10 protein-coding genes are annotated in these 17,298 nt (G+C 51.3%); 6 read left to right on the forward strand and 4 right to left on the reverse strand.

Annotation, left to right across the window (positions count from 1 at the left end):
- Window positions 1–164 precede the first annotated feature (164 nt).
- A complete protein-coding gene (locus AACY82_RS14790; protein ID WP_339617620.1) occupies window positions 165–476 on the reverse strand; it encodes a hypothetical protein in 312 nt (103 codons plus the stop codon).
- An 86-nt stretch (window positions 477–562) separates the two neighbouring features.
- Complete coding sequence (locus AACY82_RS14795) at window positions 563–1,264, reverse strand: hypothetical protein (RefSeq protein ID WP_339617621.1); 702 nt, start codon at window positions 1,262–1,264, stop codon at window positions 563–565.
- Window positions 1,265–2,318: 1,054 nt separating this feature from the next.
- On the opposite strand from AACY82_RS14795, the gene AACY82_RS14800 reads away from it, so the two are divergent.
- On the forward strand, window positions 2,319–8,267 hold the full coding sequence (locus AACY82_RS14800) for a discoidin domain-containing protein (protein WP_339617622.1): 5,949 nt from the start codon (window positions 2,319–2,321) through the stop codon (window positions 8,265–8,267).
- Window positions 8,268–8,363: 96 nt separating this feature from the next.
- On the opposite strand, the gene AACY82_RS14805 is transcribed toward AACY82_RS14800, so the two are convergent.
- Window positions 8,364–8,720, reverse strand: a complete 357-nt coding sequence (locus AACY82_RS14805; protein WP_339617623.1) for a hypothetical protein — start codon at window positions 8,718–8,720, stop codon at window positions 8,364–8,366.
- Window positions 8,721–9,154: 434 nt separating this feature from the next.
- On the opposite strand from AACY82_RS14805, the gene AACY82_RS14810 reads away from it, so the two are divergent.
- The 3 genes from AACY82_RS14810 to AACY82_RS14820 all read left to right on the forward strand — a co-directional run bounded on the left by AACY82_RS14810 (window position 9,155) and on the right by AACY82_RS14820 (window position 13,708).
- A complete protein-coding gene (locus tag AACY82_RS14810; protein WP_339617624.1) occupies window positions 9,155–9,703 on the forward strand; it encodes a sigma-70 family RNA polymerase sigma factor in 549 nt (182 codons plus the stop codon).
- The gene (locus tag AACY82_RS14815; RefSeq protein ID WP_339617625.1) at window positions 9,696–10,751 is read left to right on the forward strand and encodes a FecR domain-containing protein; all 1,056 of its coding nucleotides are present in this window, start codon (window positions 9,696–9,698) and stop codon (window positions 10,749–10,751) included. The genes AACY82_RS14810 and AACY82_RS14815 overlap by 8 nt, the downstream gene beginning before the upstream one ends.
- Window positions 10,752–10,942: 191 nt before the next feature.
- Window positions 10,943–13,708 carry a TonB-dependent receptor gene (locus AACY82_RS14820; protein WP_339617691.1) on the forward strand — a complete coding sequence of 922 codons (2,766 nt, stop codon included), beginning with the start codon at window positions 10,943–10,945 and terminating at the stop codon, window positions 13,706–13,708.
- A gap of 141 nt (window positions 13,709–13,849) precedes the next feature.
- Here the strand turns inward: AACY82_RS14820 and AACY82_RS14825 are convergent, their stop codons facing one another.
- Window positions 13,850–15,547 carry a carbohydrate-binding protein gene (locus AACY82_RS14825; RefSeq protein ID WP_339617626.1) on the reverse strand — a complete coding sequence of 566 codons (1,698 nt, stop codon included), beginning with the start codon at window positions 15,545–15,547 and terminating at the stop codon, window positions 13,850–13,852.
- 306 nt (window positions 15,548–15,853) lie between these two features.
- Between AACY82_RS14825 and AACY82_RS14830 the strand changes: the two genes are divergently transcribed.
- Together AACY82_RS14830 and AACY82_RS14835 are read left to right on the forward strand one after the other, a co-directional pair.
- Window positions 15,854–16,705, forward strand: a complete 852-nt coding sequence (locus AACY82_RS14830) for a hypothetical protein (protein ID WP_339617627.1) — start codon at window positions 15,854–15,856, stop codon at window positions 16,703–16,705.
- Window positions 16,706–16,781: 76 nt separating this feature from the next.
- The gene (locus AACY82_RS14835; protein ID WP_339617628.1) at window positions 16,782–17,294 is read left to right on the forward strand and encodes a nucleotidyltransferase family protein; all 513 of its coding nucleotides are present in this window, start codon (window positions 16,782–16,784) and stop codon (window positions 17,292–17,294) included.
- The last annotated feature ends 4 nt before the right edge of the window (window positions 17,295–17,298 follow it).

The following is a 17,298-nucleotide window of genomic DNA, read 5'->3' on the forward strand; positions in this document are numbered from 1 at the left end:
CTATTTTAATGGAATTTTCTACTAATAACCGCTGTGGATTATTGGGGGGATTACAAGGGTAGTTAGTTTTATGCGGTAGCTCAGCTTAGAAAATTTCATGATTAGAGCTTTGTGTGGAAGCCAGTGGCACATGTACCACTGGCTTTAGGAGGACTTACCGCAAGTTAGTCTTCGTAAGTGATGGTAATGTAGCCGTAACGGCCAGGTCCTTGGGTCCGGTACCCAGACCAACTTACATGCTGCTCGGAGTACGCACAACTCCCGATAGGCTCGTACACGAACATATAACCGCCCCAACCTCCGTAGCTGGTGACAAAGCTCCATTCGCAGCCGGCTCTATTCAGAAACATTGGCTCATACGGCGTAGGACTCGTTTGACTCATATACTCAACTTCTGGATACTCGTACGCCAAAGCAGACGAGCTAAATCCTAGCATTAACGTCGCAAAGATCGCTGATAGTTTTAGTGTTTTCATATGTATCTCCATAGTTTATAAAATATCCTAACAAGTAAAAGCTAGCTGAGAGCTTTTCTTTGGGGGGGTGCCCCAAAGTGGGTGCTTTATTGCATTTGGTCTAAAAAGTTAATGTCATCTCCTGTGCGGTCTATGTATACATAGGTAGTGCCGCTGCTGGTGTCTCTTTGAGTAACGTAGGTTCCGAGCTCAAGCTTATTGGTTCGATCATTGAGGATGTGGCTGAGTATTTGATTGATTGAATTCTGATCATCTCTGGGTGTGATTATTGATAGACGGCATTGCGTTTTTCGACATTCACTATTTACGATGGAAATACTGTCGTCTGCCGACTGAAGTTTCTGGCTGATCAAAGACTCCTGCTGTAGAGACCATGACGCGTCTCGTTCTTCTTTTTGGAAATTGGTATCGAGGCGCTGATTGAAGGGGGCTCTAGATAACCGTCTGAGCTTGGCGTATTTTTTGGCTTCATCGTTGAACCTGCCTCTGCGAAGCTCGGCTAGTTCCTTTTCTGTGTCGCTTAATCTTGCATTTTTATCGTGTGTTTCGGACGACAAGTAGTCGACATTAGAGAGGCTCGTTGCCTCGTTAGCTGTTTTGTCCTTTGACTTTCCAGTGCGAACCTGCGTATTTTCGAATTGACAGTCATGATGTTTAGACGGCTCTTGCGCGGCAGCAGGCAAGGGAGGTTCATCGATAGGGTCTTTTGTGTTGTGGCTCCACAGTAGATGTGTTGCGAACCCGATCGAATAAATAAGAGCGCCACATGCAACTAGTTGTATATTCATGCATTCATCCATGTACAGGTGCGTTTTAAGGCATGCGAGCCATTCCTAATAATTTATTCTTCAAATATGCGCGGAAACGTTTTCTTCGTCGTCTCACATTTGAACAATTAGCGAAATGGGAGTGTCACTATTTTCAAAACTCATTAGTGTCACGAAATTTCGGAGGGTGAGACCGCTTATTGGGCGTCGTTTTCCGAGTAGAGACTGGTTGTTGGAGGTCAAAGTATCTAATTAAAGGTTTGACCTTACGACTAATACATTTCTTCTGAAATGTTGTGGCGTTAACTGATGTTGATACTAATTTAGGTCAGTGCCTTTAATGCTGCCGCTACGCCCTTCGCTGGTGTGGCGTGCATGTCCGCCTTAAATCTGATCATTATGCTTAAGCCTCTTGTATTCGCGCCTAACTCGGATAGCTAATGAGTGCCTTCATTTGTGGCTCTTTAAATTCATTCGGGGTGGTTTATAGGGGCAAGAGGGATGGCCTTTTTTTATGAGGGTCTTTCTTTATAAGTTTCTGGTGTGCAGTGCTGTTTTTCGTTAGGTGGGGCTGGCTGGGCGATAGTGCGGACATTGCCGACCGTTAATGTTGGTGAGGTTTGGTTATAATTTGATCTCAGTAAGGCCACGTTAACTGTCGGGAATAGGCTGATAAAACGGTTAGCGAATGAGTTTGTTTCTCTCGTCAATTATTTGTGAGCAATTTCTCATCTTGGCCGATAAACGACAATGGTCTATTCCCTTGGCACTTCTTCTAAGCCTTTGATTTGGCGAGGTTTTTAAGGACTGCCTAAATGCCGCTAGGGTTTGGTGCTGACACTTATCATGGCGGATATTATCAAGTCGCTCGTCTTGAATGTCAGATCAAAGCGCAGTTCGCCTAATGATATAAGTGTTTCTATTTTTTAGCGATGGGCTGTAACTGTCAATGTGCTCGATTTTTTGAGCGCGACAAAAGCAATAACAACACTAATGGATCACAGTGAACCTCGTAGCGCACCGGGTGAGAGCCACACAGGGAAACGCGCACAGCAACCGCACTGGAGAATACAGTATGAATAAACCAGATAAATGCCCAAGCGTTGCAGAGTCGCTATCGCGGCACTGTCGTATTGGTTGGAGGTCGTTGCTTGGCGCTTGTGCGCTGATGACACTCGGCGCAACCCCTGCACTCGCGCAGTCGGCGCCCTCTGATGCTGATTTTCAGCGTCAGGTGGTCGCCGAAAATCTCGACTTGCCGATGGAGTTCGAAATCTCGCAAGATGGCCGCGTGTTTATTGCCAGCAAGTGTGGGGCTCTTTACGCTTGGGATATTGATAACGGTACGCCAACCCAAACTGATACGGTGCCCAATGTTCGCTGTGTGTTTGAAGACGGCTTGTTGAGTGTTGCGCTAGACCCGAACTTTACGCAAAACAATTATATTTACTTTCAGTACACATCGCCCGGTAGCATTACCCGGGTATCGCGCTTTACGGTTAACCCGGATAACTCGATTGATCACAACTCGGAATCCGTTGTGCTGCAGTGGATTACCGGTGATGAAGCCCATGGCCACATGGGCGGCTCTATGCAGTTCGATATGGCGGGTAATTTAATTATTACCACCGGTGATAACAAAGCGGCGGGCGGCTATTTTCAGCCAGCGGCACAGGGCACGTCGGGCAACACCAACGATTTGCGCGGTAAAGTGTTGCGTATTACCCCGACCGCAAACGGTAGCTACACGATTCCGGCGGGTAACTTATTTGCCGGTGATGCCTTGCATCGTCCCGAGATTTACGCCATGGGGTTTCGTAATCCCTATCGGCTAAACATGGATCCGTTGACAGGGTGTTTGTACGTTGGTGATATCGGCCCAGACGCCTCGACTGATAGTGCCGAGGGTCCTGGCGGACTTGATGAATTAAATGAAATCTGTAGCGCTGGCAACTATGGCTGGCCCTACATTATCGGTTATAACCAGCCTTACGCTGGCTTTGATCCCAATAACATTGTTAACAATGCTTCGGACAATACCGGCGCGACTAATCTGCCGAACTCCACTGGGGCAATCTGGACGGTCCGGCATCAGGCGACTATGGCTGGTCCGGTGTATCGTTACGATGAAAGTGTCGAGAACGACTTTAAATTACCGGCTTACTACAACGGTAAATTGATTTTTTGGGATTTTAATAGCAGCCGATTCTCGGTGCTTGACCCTGCCTCAAGCTCTACGCCACCGGTTGCCGAAGACTTTCCGTTAAATACTGCAGGCTTTCAGGGCGCGATTGATGTTGAGCTGGATCCGCGCACCCATCAGCTGTATGTCTTGCAGTGGGGTTCTGGCTGTTGTGATAAAGAGCCCTATGGCGGCGGTGCATTGTATCGTTTTGATTACGTTGGCGGCCGCGATGATGGCCCACTGTTGCCGGTCATTAGTGCCTGGGCGAGTAGTGAAGTTGGCGGCAATGTCGCGATGGATGCCTTTGATGGTGACCTTGAAGCGTCTCGCTGGGAGAGTGAACAGTCCGATCCCCAATGGTTAAAAGCTGAACTGCAAGATAGTTCTGTTATCAGCACCATTAAAATCACCTGGGAGGGAGCCTACAGTTCGCGCTATGTGATTGAAGGCTCTAACGATGATGCAAATTGGGAGCCTTTAGCTCAAGAGCTAAACGGCGTTGGCGGTACTGCGCTGCATATTATTGAAAATAACAATGCTTATCGCTACGTGCGATTGACCAGTACTGAGCGCGGTACCGGGTATGGCCACTCGCTATTTGAGATGCAAATGTTTGGCGCTGGTACGGATGAGCCTGAGGTGTGCGAGCCAACAGGCTTTGAGTATTTAAATATGCCTTGCAAGCTCGATGCGAACTTTACCGATGTGCCGACTTTGTTGTCGCAAACCGGCGTGTTTAGCGATGCTGCCAACATGGTGCCCACGCAAAACTTAATTCCGTTTAAGCCCAACACGAAGTTGTGGTCGGATCGGGCACTTAAGTCGCGCTGGATCTCAATACCGACGGGGCAGCAAATCGGTTGGGACGAGAAAGAATTTTGGGAGTTTCCCGCTGGTACCGTTGCCGTTAAGCATTTTGAATTACCGCTGGTGGGCGACGATGGCAGTGTCACTAAACGCCTAGAAACCCGTCTTATTGTGATGCAAGAAAACGGCAAGGTGTACGGGCTTACCTATAAGTGGCGTGCCGACAACAGTGATGCTGACTTGCTGACCACTGAGGTGTTGGAAGATATTAATGTGACCGATGCCAACGGCAATAGCTGGACGCAAACCTGGGCGTACCCAAGCCCGACCCAGTGCATTGATTGTCACAACGCCGGCTCTAGCCAAATATTAGGCATGAATACCCGCCAGTTAAACAGCGATTACAGTTATGCCGGTGGGACAGAGAATCAGCTGGTTCACTTTAATAACCTGAATCTGTTTAATCCGGCCTTTAACAATGCTCAGGTAGATACGTTTGATCGTATGGTGGCGATTGGCGATACCAGTGCGACCTTAGAAAAGCGGGTTAAATCATACCTGGACGCCAACTGCTCACACTGTCACGGTACCGGCAACGGTGGCTCTCAGTGGGATGCGCGTTTCAATACCCCGCTGGCTGAGATGCAAATTGTCAGCGAGCTAACCACCGGTATTCGTAACTACGAAAATTATTATGGCATTGCCGATGCCGAGGTAGTAACGCCGGGCGCACCACACGAGTCTGTACTTTATATCCGCGATAAAAGTGAAAACCCAGATGATCGCATGCCACCACTGGGTCGCGCGTTAGAACACACAGAGTACATTGATGTATTAGAGCAGTGGATTGAATCGCTCGAAGGTAATCCAGATCAGGGTGTGCGTTTAATCTCTGGTGGTGCCAGCGCTCAGGCGTCTTCGGTGCAAGATGCGTTTGTCGCTGATTTTGCCACCGATGGCGATCCAACCACCCGTTGGTCAAGCCTTGCCGAAGACCCACAGTGGTTGCAAATCGATTTGGGCGGTGTGTATGCCATCGACTCTATGACGTTAACGTGGGAAGCAGCCTACGGCAGCGCCTATACCATAGAAGGCTCGACTGATGGCGAGACCTGGACCGAGGTTGTGGTTAACGACAATGGTGATGGCGGTGTTGATGAGCTGACTAACCTGTCGGGTAATTATCAGTACATTCGTTTGACGGGGACCGAGCGGGGCACGCCGTGGGGCTACTCGTTGTTTGAAGTCGAAGTATTTGGTAAAGAGGCGGTCGCCACAGAGGAAGGTTTATTATCGCTTAATAAACCGGCGAGTAGCTCAGATGTTGAGGGCGATATGATTGCGGCCAATGCGTTTGACGGCGACCCAGCTACCCGTTGGGCCAGTGAGTTTGCCGATCCTCAGTGGATTCAGGTCGACTTGGAAGAGGTATCAACTCTAACGTCGGTTAATCTAAGTTGGGAGGCGGCTTACGGTAGCGCCTACACGATTGAAGGCTCTGTCGACGGCAGTGACTGGACGGTTCTTGCCAGTGTCAGTGGTGGTACCGGTGGTGATGAAACCATTAATGTCTCGGGTGATTATCGTTATGTACGCTTGAACGGTACCGAGCGCGGTACCGAGTGGGGTTATTCACTGTTTGAGATGGAGGTCTGGGGGTATGGCGACGTTCAGGCGCCGACCGCTAGTGTCACGATTCAATCGCCAAGTGCCGGACAAACTGTGCAAGCAGGGGAGGCCGTAAACCTGTCGGTATCCGTCAGTGATGGCAACTGGTTTGCGGCGGGCGGTAGCATTCGCTACAGCTTGGATGGTGGTGCCGAACTCACGGCGACTAACCCCAGTGTCAACCTTGGCGCTTTAGCCGCAGGGGCACATAGCTTGACGGTGGTGCTGGTTGATGCCGCGGGCGATGCGGTTGGTTCTGCACGCAACGTGAACTTTACCGTGCAGGCGAGTGAGATCAACGATGCCGAGTTGCTGAGTCTGAATAAGTCTGCTACCTCGTCAGAGGTAGAAGGCCCGCACGTTGCCAACAATGCCTTTGATGGTGATATGGGCACCCGCTGGGGTAGCGAGCATTCCGATACGCACTTTTTACAGGTTGATCTAGGGGCGAGTTACGCGATCGGTAGTATACAAATCGATTGGGAGCCCGCCTACGCCACTGCGTATAACATTGAAGTGTCGCAAGACGGGAATGCCTGGACGCCAATTTACAGTACGACCTCTGGTGCTGGCGGTGAGGAGACGTTGGATGTAGCCGGGCAAGGGCGTTATGTGCGCTTAAATGCAACCGAACGTGCCACGCCTTATGGCTACTCAATCTGGGAAATGCGTATTTACAGCGAAGGCGATGTCGCGCTCGAGGCACAAATCGACATCACCGCGCCGTTTGCCAATCAAGCATTTGTTGAAGGTGATACCGTTAGTTTGATGGTGGCGGTAGACGATGCCGACTGGTTTAGCAATGGTGGCAGTTACCGTTATTACCTGGACGGTAACGGCGCCGTTGGCGTTACTCAAGCAGGCGCCGTCGATCTTGGTGTGCTCAGTGTGGGCACTCACAGCCTAAGCGTTGATTTATTGGACGCCAATGGGGTCGTGATTGGCAGTGGCGATACCGTACAGTTTATTGTTAATAGCGACGGCAATAACAACGGTGGTCCAACCGGCTCGCCAGAAAAACTCACACCTATTGATGTTACGGCGTCAAGTAGTGTGGGCACCGGCGTTGCGGCCAATGCCATCGATGGCAACGAGGCCTCGCGCTGGGAAAGTGAGCAAAGCGACCCGCAGTACCTGCAATTGGATATGGGCGAGTTGACGTACTTTACCCGTATTATGCTGGACTGGGAGGGCGCCTACGGTAACGTCTATACCATCGATGTTTCGGATGATGGCAACACCTGGACGACCGTGTTCTCGACCGATAGTGGCAACGGTGGCGTCGATGACATTACCTTAAATGGTGAGTCTGGTCGTTACATTCGCATGCACGGCACGGGTCGCGCTACCGGCTATGGCTACTCGCTGTTTGAGGTGGAAACTTACGGCATGGCAGCCGATCCTGACCTTGCTCTGGTGAATATTGTTTCCCCGACGGCGGGTGCCAGTATTCCCGAGACGGATGAGGTGAGCTTGCAGGTTAATGTTACCGATGGCAGCTGGTTTGCCAACGGTGGTCAGTACCGTTATCGCCTAGATGGGGGCGCGGCAATTGATGTCGCCAACCTTAACGCGATTAACCTTGGCAGCTTGGCTACAGGCCGTCACACCTTGCAAGTAACCCTGCTGGACGCAAGCGGCGCTGAGGTAAGTATTCCTCGCACCACCGAGTTTTCGGTGAACTGCGGTAATGATTGTCCTAACGTTTTGGTGTTCTCAAAAACATCGGGCTTCCGTCACGGGTCCATCCCCGCCGGTATCGCCATGGTGCAAGAGATCGCTTCGGACTATGGTTACAGCATTACCGCCAGCGAAGATTCAAGCCTGTTCACCAGTGCTAACCTTGCGCAGTACAGCACGGTAGTTTTTATGAATACCACCGGTGATATTTTTACTGCCGACCAAAAAGTGGCCTTCCAAAGCTACATTGAAAATGGCGGTGGCTTCGTTGGTACTCACTCGGCCGCTGATACAGAGCACAGTTGGGATTGGTACACCGATACGCTAATGGGCGGTGCCGAGTTTATTCACCACGGTGACGGTATTCCTTACGCCCGTGTAGAGATCGAAGCGGTGAATGACCCATTGATGAATCATATTGGTTCTGACTGGTATTTAGATGATGAGTGGTACTTCTGGGAGAGCAATCCTCGCAATGTGGGCAACATTGAGGTGTTGGCTAATTTGGATCGCGGTAGTTACAACTCCAACTACCCGGTAGAAGATCATCCGGTCGTGTTTAAAAATACCGTGGGCTCAGGCCGCGCATTCTATACAGCGGTAGGTCACGTTGATGCGAACTTCTCCGACCCCAATATGGTCGAGATGATCCGCAAGGCAATTGAGTGGACCTCTGAAGACTAGGCGTTAACCGATAGCCTTTATCGTTATTAACCCTCTCCCGTTGGGAGAGGGTTTTTTATTGCCTGCTATTTAGCTGCTTGCCCGCTGTGCTGTTTGTTACGGGCTGGGGGTGATGTTGCGCATTAGCTGCAGTAGCTCCTGAGTGTAGCTGTCAATCTCGGCGGGGGCGACCGCCGTCGCCACAACCCAATAGCGCTCTTGGCCGACTTTTAGTAAATGATAGAGCGCCTGCGCTTGTCCGTTGTGGGTGGGCCAGCTTGCGCGTTGATAGCTGCCATAGCTCTCTGGCGAGCTGCTAATGCTATAACGCTCCGGGCGCTGTGGCAGCAGTAATACCCGAGAGTGTTGCGCGCCAATACGTTGTGCTAAATCTAGCCACAAGCGACGATCATTGGTTTCACGCCGGATAGGCACGATTTGCAATAGGTACTGCGCGGCCTGGGCATGTGCCACTGATCCACTGTGTCGTGCAAATATTATTTGAGCTTGTCTGGGCGAGCTTTCTATTGGTTGCAATTGCACCGTGCCAGGCAAGGTGACACAGATCTCATCGTGTAGGCAAACCGGAACTTTAGCATTGCCACTTTGCGCAAATGCCAAACATGGGCTGATCAGTACGCTGAATATTGTTATACGGATACTCATTGAGATAACCCTCGCGCGCTTTGGTGCGAGATCGGGAATAAAGCTTGAGAGTTGCTTTCGTATATTCACGTACAGCCTGCAATAGGGCGAAACGTTATAAGCCCGGGTTGAGTGTGGACTAGATCTCTGGGGGAAATTCGCGCCCAGTTCGTCATGGTAGTTAGACCAGAAGAATATTGCCAGCGCTCTCAATCGCGTCAGTTCGATGGCGGCCGGATTACTAATAAGAAATACAGCCAGGTATGAGCATGCACTATTCAAATGGTATGGAACGCATCTATTTTAAGGCTCTCGGTTTAATGCGACGAACCGTGGGACGAGTGGTACCACCTGACGATGTGGAAGATATAGTGCAGGAAACCTATGTAAAAGCCTGTCAAATTCAGGACTTAAGGCAGATTAGAAACCCTCAGTCTTTTTTGTTGAAAATGGCCCGTAACCTCGCTCTGGATCATGTCAAGCGGGCGGAGTACCGTCTCGCGACCTCTATGACCCAACTCGCGGGAGACGGTGAGTTTGAGATTGGCTCTGAGAATGACAGCACTTTAGATTGCGTCAGCGGCGATCAGGAGTTTGCGCTTTTTTGTGAGGCCGTTAGGCATTTGCCGCAGCAGTGTCGCCGAGCCTTTGTGTTAAAAAAGGTCTATGGCTACAGCCAAAAGGAAATTGCCGCCGAACTTAGTATTAGCGAAAGCACCGTAGAAAAACACATCGCCACGGGGCTGCTCAAGGCGCGTCAGTTTATGCATGCAAAAGTCGGCGTGATTCAGGGGCGTAGTCGCTATGAGTAATGTGCTGCGTTTTGCAAGTCGCGATGACATTGACCAGCAAGCGTGCGGCTGGGTAGCGGCGATGGACCGTGGCTTGACAGCTGCCGAGCGACAACAGTTGAGTCGCTGGCTAAAGAGACATTCGGCGCACGAGCGCGCACTGTATGAGTGCGCCGAGCTGTGGGACAGCATGGATCAGCTGAGCCGTCTGGCGGATCTGTTCCCCGACGTCGTCCCAAACCGGCGGCGCCGCCGAGTATCACTTGGCGCTGCCGCTTCCATTGTATTTGTGGTTTGCATGGGGCTCGCTCTAATGGCCTTCTCTGGTGGAGCCTTACGTTGGCTGCATGATGCACATTTGTCGGCGCCGGGGAATGGTTTGCTAACGACGCTCGTCGGCGAACGACGAAGCATGTTGCTGAGTGATGGCAGCCGTTTAACACTAAATACAAACTCACAGTTGGAGCTGGATTTTAACCAGCATTACCGCGATATTGTGCTGTTGCGAGGTGAGTTAAACGTACAAGTAGCGCACGATGCGATGCGCCCGCTGCGCGTTTTTGCCGCTGGTAAGCTCGTCGAAGCGGTGGGTACGGCTTTTAATGTGCAGGTGTTAGACGACGATAGCGTTGAGCTGATTGTCACCGAAGGCAAGGTGTTGACCGCTAACGCGCAAGAGTCAAACAACCGCCTAACACGCCTTGCCACTGATTACGCTCGTATTGGTTCCCCCGTGCAGCCGGTCGCGGCGCGTGAAAGGCTAGTGTTGGCGCAAGCCAAACATCGGGTAGAGCCTGTTACCGATGCCGAGGTAAGCAACCTGTTAAGTTGGCAGCGCGGTGAGCTGGTGTTTCGTGGTGAGACGTTAGCTCAGGCGATTGCGGAAGTAAGCCGGTATACCGATACGCGTATTACCTTTGCCGATCCCGAACTTAAATCGGTACGTATTGCCGGGCTTTTTCGGGCCGGAGATGTCGATGGTCTGTTGGCGGGGCTGCAGAGTAATTTTTCAATTGGTCACCGCTATCTGGATGATAATTCTATCGAGCTAAAAACGCTTGAAGAGTAGTTGTTACGACACGTTTGCTAAATGGTAGTAGCCAAAGAATGTTGCTCAAACTTAATGAGTATTAAGCTTTGGCACTGAGAAAAATAATAATGCGAGATAACGGTTGGCGGAATTTTTACGCAGGTTCGTCTTTGACCTTGGTGAGAGTATTACTCGCCAGGAAAATCAAAGTCGTGGCGTTCTGTTTGTCTGTGACATTACTTTGCGTTAATGCGTATGGCGTAGATCTCGATCGGCGACATCACTTTGATATTCCTGCAAGTCGAGCTGATCTGTCACTGACAGAGTTTGCCTCGCAGGCGAATATAACCTTGGTGTTTCCGTTTGATCGGGTGAAAGGTGTAACTACCAATGCTTTGATTGGTAATTTCAGCTTGTCCCAGGCGTTGGATCAAATGCTGAACCGTACACCTTTGAGGTATAGCGTCAGCGAGGATGGTCAGCTTGCAATAATTAACGAGCCATCTACGCAAGAGAGCGATAATATGAATAAAAAGTATCTGTCTGTGGCGGTTGCTACAGCCCTTGGAACCCTGGCAAGCGCTGCCAGCTATGCCGACCAAGCCGCCGAACCCGAGGCACACGGACTCGAAGTCGTTACGGTTACTGCACGTCGCAAAGAGGAAAACTCGCAACAAGTTCCCGATACCGTTGTTGCTTTTTCGGGTGACGCAATCGAGCGTGCTAATATTCAAGCCGCACGCGACGTGACCGTTAGAATCCCTAACGTCGCTATTACTGAATCTTTGAGCCCTTCGTCGACTTTCTTGATCGTTCGTGGTATCTCCTCGGTACGTAATTCAGAACCCGCAGTGGCGGTTGTTGTCGACGGTGTGCAGGTAGGTAGTGCCTCTGAAATTTCACAATCGTTTTTTGATGTGGAGCAAATCGAACTGTTAAAAGGTCCACAGGGCGCGTTGTACGGCCGCAACGCCCTGGGCGGCGCGCTGATCGTCACCTCAAAAAAACCGACGGAAGACCTTGAAGGACGCTTTAGTGTTGGCGGTGGCAACGGTGAGCTATTTGAGGTGACCGGCTCGTTGGCTGGCGCCCTTACCGATGACTTGATGTTCCGCTTTGCGGGCAATCATCGCTCTTTTGGCGGTACCATCGAGAACCAGTACCTCAACGATGTGTACGAACGTAACTCACGCGGCGTAACAGGTGATGCGCCAAGCAATAGTTATATGGATTTTGAAGAAAATCGTGACTTCCGTGCGCAGTTGTTGTGGGAGCCTACGGATAGAACGTCGGTAGATTTACGCTACTCGCAAAACGACCTTGAATCTGGCGCCATGTGGTACCGCAATATTTATCGCCTGGAGACTGACCCCAATCAAGAATACGAATTTCCTATAAATTCTAACGGTAACCCTACGGCTAATCGCACCATTAACAGTGGATCGTTGAAAATTGAGCACGGTTTTGACGACGTCACGCTCACCTCGATTACCGCGGCCACAGATACCAATGAGCGCTATGGTGTCGCGGGTGAAACTCGCGGCAACGACCGTACCGGTAATGTGCTGTTTTTTACCGAACCGTACGTCAATGCGTTTATTGATGGGCTTGATAGTGAGGTCGATCGCGAATTTTTTAGTACGACGCTCGCCGATTGGGCCGCCGGCAATTTTGTGGGATCCGATCAGTACTACGATGTACAAACGGTATCGCAAGAGTTCCGTCTGTCAGGTAACGTCTCGGACAACATTGATTACGTTGTCGGCGCCTATGGCCTATTAACCGACCGCGCAGATACTCTGCGTACCACATGGGAGCGCCCTGAAGGACAACCGTTTGACTGTCAGCCTGCGTACCCAGGTGGTCCCATCATAACGGACTTTACCACTTGTAATGGCTTAATTGATGCGACCCAAAATGAGCAAGACAATACCGCATGGGCGGTTTTCTTTAGCACTGATTACCATATGACCGACACCTTAACCTTAACGGTGGCTGGGCGGTACGACGAGGACGAACGCGAAGTGACGCGTATTGACGGCCCAACGGTGGATACCTTTGGTTTGGGCGTGGGCAGTTGCGATTCGACCGCTGACCCTGAAAACTGCTCTGAATCGGGTTCAACGATCAGTCGCACTTTCTCGGCTTTTCAGCCCAAGGTGTCGTTGGCGTATACGCCTAACGATGACTGGACGTTTTATGGTACGGCCGCCCGTGGCTTTAGGAGTGGTGGCTTTAACGCCTCCGGTGCGCTCTTGACCGATAGCTATGATCAAGAGACCTTGGATAGTTTTGAACTAGGTTTTAAGTCGACTCTACTGGGTAATCGCTTGCGTGCGAATGGTGCAATATTCCATCAACGCTACGAGAACGCGCAACAGTTTGAATTTGACGGCGCTATTTTTGTGCAGAGCTTGTATAACATTCCTAAAAGCGAAATTAACGGGGTTGAGCTGAGCTTAGACTTTGCCGCTACCGATAACCTATTGCTGACGGCTGGCATTGGTATTATGGATTCTGAAATCACCGAATTCGATTCCGGTATTCGCGATCGTATGCAGTCAGAGCTTTTGGCTCGTACGGCCAATACCGTTAAATTGCCTGCAGGCACTCAGGCTTCGTTTGATAACAACTTCCAGGGCGAGAAAATGCCCAACTTTCCGCACCAGTCTGCCAACGTATCGGCGCGACACGATCTGCCGATTGGTCGTGATGACAATCTGATTACACAGATCGAGTACAGCTATACCGCAGATCGGTACTGGTGGATTGATGGGCAGGATGTACAAGATGATGTCGGTTTGGTTAACGGCAGTATCTCTTATGTGTTTGACGATAATCTAGAGTTTCAGCTGTGGTGTAAAAACTGTACCGATGTGGATTACGATTCAGAGTATGCCCCAACTGAGAAAGAGTTGTTTGGTGGCGCTGCTAAAGATGTTGCCTACCAAGCTCGTGGCCGTACCTTTGGCCTAAAAGCGAAGTATAAGTTTTAACCTTCTCTCCTTTGGCATGGGGTTTTTAGACCCTCACTTGGCGGGCATTTATTGCCCGCCTTTTTTATGCTTGATGTGAAGTACCAATGCCAGATAAAAAAGCCCGCGAGATTAACGCGGGCTTTTTTTGTACGTTTGAGGTTATTGGTATACGCGGACGTAATCGACATACATACGTTGGGTGCTAAAGTTAGCGTGGTCAGGGTCGCCCGGCCAGTTGCCGCCAACGGCGACGTTAAGCAAGAACCAGAAGGGTTGATCGTATACCCACTGTCCATACTGCTCAATTTGCGCGCGAGTAACACTGTAAAAGTTAATGTCATCGACAAACCAGCGAATGCCGTTGGCGTCCCACTCTACCGCGTAGGTTTTATAAGATTGCTCGATGGGTGATGCGTGATCCAGATGGCCGGTGATTGGCGTGTTGCCAGAATAACCCGGCCCGTGGAGGGCGCCGGAGGTAATATTATTGGTGCCGACATGCTCCATAATGTCTAGCTCACCACCTTGCGGCCAGCCTTGAGTGTTAAAGTTATCGCCCAGCATCCAGAAAGCGGGCCATATACCTTGCGCTTTAGGCAGTTTTAAGCGCGCCTCCATCCGACCATATTGAAACGACTTTTTGTTGCGGGTGTTCATACGGGCCGACGTGTAGCCACAGTTTCCACCCCACCAACAGGAGCCGCCGGTTTCCTGGCGTGCTTCTAGCACCAGAACATTGCTGCCCGCTTGGGGGTCAAACTGAATCGATGCGTTGTTGCCATTGGTGTAAAACTGCAGCTCGTTATTACCCCAGCCGTTGCCGCCAGTTTCGAAACTCCACGTGCTTAAATCGATGCTATCAAACTCGTCGCTCCAGGTAACGGTTGGGTTTGGGTTGGTGCCGCCGGTCGGTGTTGCTTTTATCCAGTTGAGGTTCCAGCCACCCGTGGTGGCGTAAACCCCAAGGCTGTGGTTGCCGGCCGGCAGGTGGGCATTAAGCGTAACGGTTTGCCACGTTTGCCAACCGCCGGTGGCGGGAACGGTTATTTCCCCCAAGGCTGTGCTGCCGCCGTTTAAATCCAGCGAGAGCACACCGCCGTTGCCGCCGCTGGCGACACGAGCCTCTAGCTTATAGTTGCCTGCGGTCGGGACATTAAAGTCGTTAAAGGCGAGCCATTCACCCGAGTCGATCCAGCCGACACTGTAGCCGCCGCCCTGATCACTAGTGGCTTCTATATCGACATTACCATCGCGGTAGGCGCCACCGGTATTGCCGGGAGTGGTATCACTGGCGTTGTTGTAGTCTTCGGCCTCAAAAGTGGTGGTGCTGGCGTTATTGTTACCGCCGCCATTGTTGAGCGGCTCAACCTCTAACCAGTTTAGATTCCAGCCACCGGTACTGGCGTAGACCCCTAGGCTGTAGTTGCCAGCGTTCAAATCCACCTCGCGCTCAACGGTTTGCCAGTTTTGCCAGCCGCCGGTAGCGGGAATACTCAGCTCGCCCAGTAAAATAGAGCCAGCATTAAGGTCAACCGACAGCGCTCCGCCACCACCACTGGCAACACGTGCCCGCAGCAGATAACGGCCGGTGCTGGGAATATTTAGGTTGGCGTAGGTCAGCCACTCACCAGGTTCAACCCAGCCGACGTTATAACCGCCACCTTCGTCGCTGGTGGCTTCTATATCGACGCCGTCCGAGCGATACACGCCTCCTGTATTGCCTGCTGTGGTATCGGCATAAGCGGTATAATCTTCGGCCTGGAAGCGGGCGGCCAATGCCCCCTGGGTGCTGAGTAAAGCGCTGGCGCACAGGGCCGCGCTCAGCAGAGCTTTGGGATGTGAGTACTTTATTGTCATAGTGGTTCCCCTAGGTGTTAATACGATGCCACAGCCTTGCGTTAAGGTAGGCGTAGCCAAAGCAGGCTATTAGTCGCGTCACCGGCGGTCGCCACACTTTGCGATATAACCAAAGTGTGACGTCTGAAAACCGGTAAGCCTTTACGCCAGCCCAGTTGTGGCAAGGGCTGTGGCCGCTAGACGGGTTTGGAATATCGCTGCGGTGTTTTAATTTCGAGGTGCCGTGAACACCTGGGCCGCTATGTTATGATGACCGCCAGCTGTGGTGACAATAAGCGTCAGATCTTGGGTAAAGGTGGGGCCGGCATGTTAATAATGAATAACACACTGATGCGCTGTATGGCTGTTATCTGCCTTTGTTTGCTTGGTGTGGCAAGTGCAGAGGCGGCGCGAGAGCAAGCGACCGAGGTGCCCGAGTACATACTGTGGGTGGGCGGTAATGCTCCTGGCCGTGCCGAGCGCGAAGCACAGGTTATTGCGCAAGCGTTACAGCGTACCGAAGCGCAATACGGACCCTATCGTTTAACGGTATCTCATGAAGCATCCTTAGGCGGCGACTGGCGGCATTTACTGACTAAGGGTGAGCAAATTCATATCGTTCCCACATCGTATTTGAGCTTCCCCCCTGAAGAGTTAACCTTAATTCCCGTGCCAATTGCCGGAGGTAAGCTGGGCTATCGCTACGTGGTTGTGCGGCGCGATCGGCTGTCAGAATTTGCCGACGTCGAGCACGCGTCTGAGCTGCGCAAAAAACTGGCCGGTCAGGGCTTATACTGGCCTGATATGTGGGTGTATGAGGCAAATGAGTTACCGGTGAAAGGTGCAGAAGATTTGCCCGCATTACTCCAACTGCTTGAGAAAGGTGAGGTTGATTATCTGCCGTTGGGGGTGGATGAAGCAGAGTCAATTTTAGACAAATATGCAGACGATCCAACTCGCTTTGCCATCGTACCTGATCTTCTGATTTACTACCCATTGTCGAGCTCTCCGGTTGTGACTAATCAGCGCCCCGAGTTAATTGCACGGTTGAACGAGGGGCTAGAGGCGATGCACGCCGACGGCAGCTTACAAACCTCTCCCTCGGCGAGTTTTGCCCCTTCGCGCAGCCGCATTATTAAGCTGGAAAATCCCACCCGGCTGTTTCCGGTACGGTATTGATTGAGGCCTTGGCGTGAAGAGTGAGGCCCGCTATGCTCAGCAAGTGAGGGATTGGCTGCGCAAAGATGCTACACGCATGGCACTTTTAAAAGAGACCGCCGCGCTGGCTTTACCCGATTGGTGTTTAGCCGCGGGTTTTGTTCGCAACTTAGTGTGGGATAGGTTGCACGGTTATTCGAAGGCATCCCCGCTCAATGATATTGACGTGATTTATTTTGATGCCAGTCTGACCTGCGAATCCCGGGATCAAGCCTATGAAGATCGCTTACGGGATAAAATCCCTGTACCTTGTTCGGTAAAGAATCAGGCGCGAATGCACATACGCAATGGCGACCGTCCGTACCATTCGAGTGTGGACGCCTTGAGTTGTTGGGTAGAGCTGGAAACGGCAGTAGGTGTCCGTTTGGCGAAAGGCAGGGTCGAATTTATCGCCCCTTTTGGTTTGGCGCCACTTTTTTCTGGCACGATTACCCTGAATACCAAGTGTCGCAACCCTCAGGCTTTTACGCGCAGAGTCGAACGTAAAAACTGGCGCGAAATTTGGCCTAATTTGCAGGTGGTAAAAGAGCATGGTATTTCGAGTATCTGAGCAA

Origin of the sequence: uncultured Gilvimarinus sp., assembly GCF_963972205.1 — a bacterium.
Classification (GTDB): Bacteria; Pseudomonadota; Gammaproteobacteria; order Pseudomonadales; family Cellvibrionaceae; genus Gilvimarinus; species Gilvimarinus japonicus.

Bases quoted from the DNA above. Each gene is read 5' to 3' on its own strand.
- AACY82_RS14790 (WP_339617620.1), bottom strand. From the start codon at position 476: ATGAAAACACTAAAACTATCAGCGATCTTTGCGACGTTAATGCTAGGA.
- AACY82_RS14825 (WP_339617626.1), bottom strand. From the start codon at position 15,547: ATGACAATAAAGTACTCACATCCCAAAGCTCTGCTGAGCGCGGCCCTG.
- AACY82_RS14810 (WP_339617624.1), top strand. From the start codon at position 9,155: ATGAGCATGCACTATTCAAATGGTATGGAACGCATCTATTTTAAGGCT.
- AACY82_RS14830 (WP_339617627.1), top strand. From the start codon at position 15,854: ATGTTAATAATGAATAACACACTGATGCGCTGTATGGCTGTTATCTGC.
- AACY82_RS14815 (WP_339617625.1), top strand. From the start codon at position 9,696: ATGAGTAATGTGCTGCGTTTTGCAAGTCGCGATGACATTGACCAGCAA.
- AACY82_RS14800 (WP_339617622.1), top strand. From the start codon at position 2,319: ATGAATAAACCAGATAAATGCCCAAGCGTTGCAGAGTCGCTATCGCGG.
- AACY82_RS14835 (WP_339617628.1), top strand. From the start codon at position 16,782: ATGGCACTTTTAAAAGAGACCGCCGCGCTGGCTTTACCCGATTGGTGT.
- AACY82_RS14795 (WP_339617621.1), bottom strand. From the start codon at position 1,264: ATGAATATACAACTAGTTGCATGTGGCGCTCTTATTTATTCGATCGGG.